The 4,303-nt window shown below is 65.7% G+C and carries 4 protein-coding genes; 1 reads left to right on the top strand and 3 read right to left on the bottom strand.

The window, feature by feature from the left end:
• From hemB to VJ655_RS06545, 3 genes are all read right to left on the bottom strand, one after another.
• A partial coding sequence (gene hemB, locus VJ655_RS06555) for a porphobilinogen synthase (protein WP_324110259.1) occupies window positions 1–893 on the bottom strand: 893 nt, incomplete at its 3' end.
• 78 nt (window positions 894–971) lie between these two features.
• The gene (locus tag VJ655_RS06550; RefSeq protein WP_324110258.1) at window positions 972–2,471 is read right to left on the bottom strand and encodes an NAD(P)/FAD-dependent oxidoreductase; all 1,500 of its coding nucleotides are present in this window, start codon (window positions 2,469–2,471) and stop codon (window positions 972–974) included.
• Between the two features lie 132 nt (window positions 2,472–2,603).
• A complete protein-coding gene (locus VJ655_RS06545; RefSeq protein ID WP_324110257.1) occupies window positions 2,604–3,068 on the bottom strand; it encodes a DUF2147 domain-containing protein in 465 nt (154 codons plus the stop codon).
• Between the two features lie 276 nt (window positions 3,069–3,344).
• Here VJ655_RS06545 and VJ655_RS06540 point away from each other — a divergent pair.
• A partial coding sequence (locus VJ655_RS06540) for an acyl-CoA dehydrogenase family protein (protein WP_324110256.1) occupies window positions 3,345–4,303 on the top strand: 959 nt, incomplete at its 3' end.

Below are 4,303 nucleotides of genomic sequence, written 5' to 3'. Positions count from 1 at the left end.
CAGCCGTTCTGGGCGGCGGCCTTGATCATCGCGTATTCGCCCGACACCTGGAAGGCGTAGGTCGGCATGCGGAATTCGTCGACCAGCCGGCGCAGGATGTCGAGATAGGGCATCCCCGGCTTGACCATGACCATGTCCGCGCCCTCGGCGATGTCGAGCGCGACCTCGCGGATGGCTTCTTCGGTGTTGGCCGGATCCATCTGGTAGGTCTTTTTGTCGCCCTGGCCCGCCGAAAGCTTCGCGGAGCCGATGGCGTCGCGGTACGGGCCGTAGAAGGCCGAGGCGTACTTGGCCGCGTAGGACATGATCATCACGTCCTGGAAGTTCGCGCCCTCCAGGGCCGCGCGCAGCTTGCCGATGCGACCGTCCATCATGTCGGACGGCGCCAGGATGTCGGCGCCGGCCTCGGCTTGCATCAGGCCCTGTTCGATCAGGCGCTCGATGGTCGGATCGTTGAGGATCTTGCCGCCTTCGACCACGCCGTCGTGGCCATGGTCGGTGAAGGGGTCCAGCGCCACGTCGCACATGATCCCGACCTCGGGAGCGGCGTCCTTCATGGCCTTGACGGCGCGCGGGATCACCCCGTTCGGGTCGGCGGCGATCGAGCCGGTGGCGTCCTTTCGGCTCCCGTCGATGTGCGGGAAGATGGCGATGGCTGGGATGCCGAGGTCGCGCGCCCGGACGGCGGCCTTGGCGGCCTCCTTGACCGACAGGCGGTCGACGCCCGGCATCGAGGCCACGGGAATGGTTCCGTCGCCCTCGTGCACCACCATCGACCAGATCAGGTCGGACGGTCGGACCTCGGTCTCGCGAACGAGGCGGCGGACCCAGTCGGCCTGGCGCACGCGGCGCAGGCGAGTGTACGGATAGGGGGCGAGGGGCGGCGTGGTCATGGCGCTGATGTGGACCGCGCCGCCGGTCGAGGCAAGTCGGGCGGTCCCTTAAGACCGCCCTTTAAGCCTGCGCGCCGATCACGAATAGCGGAACGCCGCATCGTCCAGGTCGATGGTCGGGAAGAGTTCCTTCTCGGTCCAATAGTCCTGGGTGTGCCGCCACTCGGGCTTGTCCCCGGCCTTGGGCAGCAAGTGCATGTTGCGCATCAGATAGCCCGGGTTGAAGTCCTCGGGATCGATCCAATTGCCGATCTTCATGTCCTTGTCCTCGGGGCGCAGGGCGACCTCCACCTGCTTCTTGCCCTTCTTTTCCATGTGAGCCAGCAGGCGGCAGACGAAATCGCCGATCATGTCGGCTCGCAGGGTCCAGCTGGCCCGGAAATAGCCGAACACCCAGACGAGATTGGGCAGGCCGGTGAACATCATGCCGCGGTAGGTGACCGTCTTGGAGAAGTCGAGCGGCTTGCCGTCGACCTCGAAGGCGATGTCGCCCAGCACGCTGAGATCGAAACCGGTGGCGGTGACGATGATGTCCGCTTCCAGGGTCTGGCCCGACTTCAGCAGGATGCCCTTCTCGGTGAAGCGCTCGATCTCCTCGGTGACCACCGAGGCCTTGCCCGAGGCGATGCCCTGGAACAGGTCGCCGTCCGGCACGAAGGCGATCCGCTGGCGCCAGGGGCGATAGCGCGGGGTGAAGTGCTTCGCGATGTCGAAGTCTGGACCGAGGAAGGCCTTCACGCCCTCGAGCAGCTCGGCCTTCACCGCCTCGGGCTCCTCGACGGAGCGTCGGGTGAATTCGTTCTGGTCGAACAGCACCTTGCGGCGAACGATCTCGTGGATCCAGGTCTCGTCGATCTGCAACTGGCGCAGCATGTCGGCCAGCTCGTTCTCGTTGCGCCCGGGCACGAAGTAGGTGGGCGAGCGCTGCAGCACGGTGACGTGGGCGCATTCGCCGGCGATGTTCGGCGCCAGGGTCGCGGCCGTGGCGCCGGAGCCGATGACCACGACCTTCTTGTCCTTCAGGTCGATATCCTTGGGCCAGGTCTGCGGATGGACGATCCGGCCCTTGAAGTCCGCCATGCCCGGCCATTCCGGGGTGTAGCCCACCGAATGACGGTAGTAGCCCTGGCACATCCACAGGAAGTTGGTCGTGTAGGTCTCGACGCCGTCGGGACCGGTGACGGTCAGGGTCCACAGCTTGTCCTGGCTCGACCAGGTGGCGTTGCTGATCCGGCGACGATAGCGGATGTGGCGGCCCAGGTCGTTCTCGTCGATCACCTCGCCCATGTAGCTGAGGATCTCGGCGGCCGTGGCGATCGGCGGACCGACCCAGGGCTTGAAGCGATAGCCGAAGGTGTAGAGGTCGCTGTCCGACCGGATCCCCGGATAGGTGTGGGTCAGCCAGGTGCCGCCGAAACTTTCCAGCGCCTCCAGCACGACGAAGCGCGTACCTGGCCGCTGTTGCGTCAGGTGGTAGGCGCCGCCCACGCCGGAAATCCCGGCGCCGACGATAATGACGTCAAAATGCTCGACAGCCGCGTCGCGCGCGGTCCTTGGAAGCGTCGCCGCTTCTACCATGCTCTTTCCTCCCGTGCTGACCGTCGTGCGGCCTGAGTCGCTCGGCGCCTCTGCGGGCGCTTAAGTGATCACTGTACACTTAGAGGGTCGCGCGCCTTTTGCGATGAATCAAGCGCGGATGGAAAGATGAGGTCAGGGAGCGGCGCGCGAGGCCAGCATCGAGGGTGCGTCGATGCGGGTCCACAGCTGCGACTTGCACAGGAAGTTGCCGATCACGCAGCCCTTGGCGCGCATGGTCTTGGCGTCGACGATGTCGGCGGTGCCGACCAGGGTGACCTTCAGGGTCGGAACCCAGACGCGGCCCTTTAGCGTGCCGTTGTTCTGGCTTTCGAAGTCACGCAGCAGCTGCTTGCCGACCAGGGTGTCGGTGCCGGACTTGCGCGCGTCGGCTTCGGCCTTGGGGCTGGCCCACACGACCACGCCGCAGGTGCTGGGCCCGCAGTCCTTGATCTCCAGGTGCACGCTGTTCTTCGGGTTGCGCCAGACGCCATAGCTGCGCGAGATGTCGCCGACGTCGGCCGCGTGGGCCGAAGCGGTGATGACAGTCATTCCCAGGGCCGCCGCCAGGGCGACTTTCACGAACTTCACGAAACGCATGGTGGTTGATGCAATTTTTTATGTTGAGAACGGTCAGACTCGAAGAACGCCATTTGGGCTGAATGCGTATCGTTATCAAGGGGTGTGGCCTTCTTGCCGATTCAAGTCGTGTAACGGAGGATTTCAGGCCACACCTTCGGAAGCGGCCGGAAATGGAACGGCGCGGCCGCAAATAGCGCGATACAAGGCCCGTCCGCGTTGACAGTCGTCGGACGTCACGGCACTTCAAGCGCCAAGAAGTGAGGGCCATTCTGCCCCGAACGGGAGGAGTCGCGCATGGATTTCGCGCTGAATGAGGATCAGGTCGCAATCCAGGATGCGGCGCGCGCGTTCGCCGAAGGACAGCTTGCCCCGCGATCGGCCGAGTGGGACGAGAAGAAGCACTTCCCCGTCGACGTCCTGCGACAGGCGGCCGAGCTGGGTTTCGCCGGCATCTATGTAAACGAGGACGTCGGCGGCAGCGGTCTTACGCGCCTGGACGCCTCGATCATTTTCGAAGCGCTGAGCTACGGTGACGTGCCCGTCGCCGCCTATCTGACCATCCACAACATGGCGTCGTGGATGATCGACCGCTTCGGCTCGGAGGATCTGCGCAAGCGCTACCTGCCGCGCCTGACGACCATGGAGCTGATCGCCAGCTACTGCCTGACCGAGCCCGGCTCGGGCTCGGACGCGGCCAACATGCGCACCACGGCGCGCCTCGACGGCGACCACTACGTCCTGAACGGCGGCAAGGCCTTCATCTCGGGCGGCGGCGTGTCCGACGTCTATGTGGTCATGGCGCGTACGGGCGGCGAGGGCGCCAAGGGCGTCTCGGCCTTCGTGGTGGAGAAAGGCGCGCCGGGCCTCAGCTTCGGCGCCAACGAGCGCAAGATGGGTTGGAACGCCCAGCCGACCGCCCAGGTGAACTTCGATGAGTGCCGCGTGCCGGTGGCCAACCGCATCGGCCAGGAAGGCGAGGGCTTCCGGTTCGCCATGATGGGGCTGGACGGCGGGCGGCTGAACATCGCTTCCTGTTCGCTGGGCGGGGCGCAGTTCGCGCTCGACACGGCCAAGGCCTATCTGGAGACCCGCAATCAGTTCGGCCGGCCGCTGAAGGACTTCCAGGCGCTGCAGTTCAAGCTGGCCGACATGGCCACCGAGCTGGAGGCCGCTCGTCTGATGGTGCGCCGCGCCGCTCACGCCCTGGACAACCGCCATCCCGAGGCGACCAAGCTGTGCGCCATGGCCAAGCG

This window comes from Caulobacter sp., from assembly GCF_035254145.1.
Classification (GTDB): Bacteria; Pseudomonadota; Alphaproteobacteria; order Caulobacterales; family Caulobacteraceae; genus Caulobacter.
The sequence above is the reverse complement of the archived record's forward strand: the minus strand, read 5'-3'. Positions and strand labels throughout refer to the sequence as shown.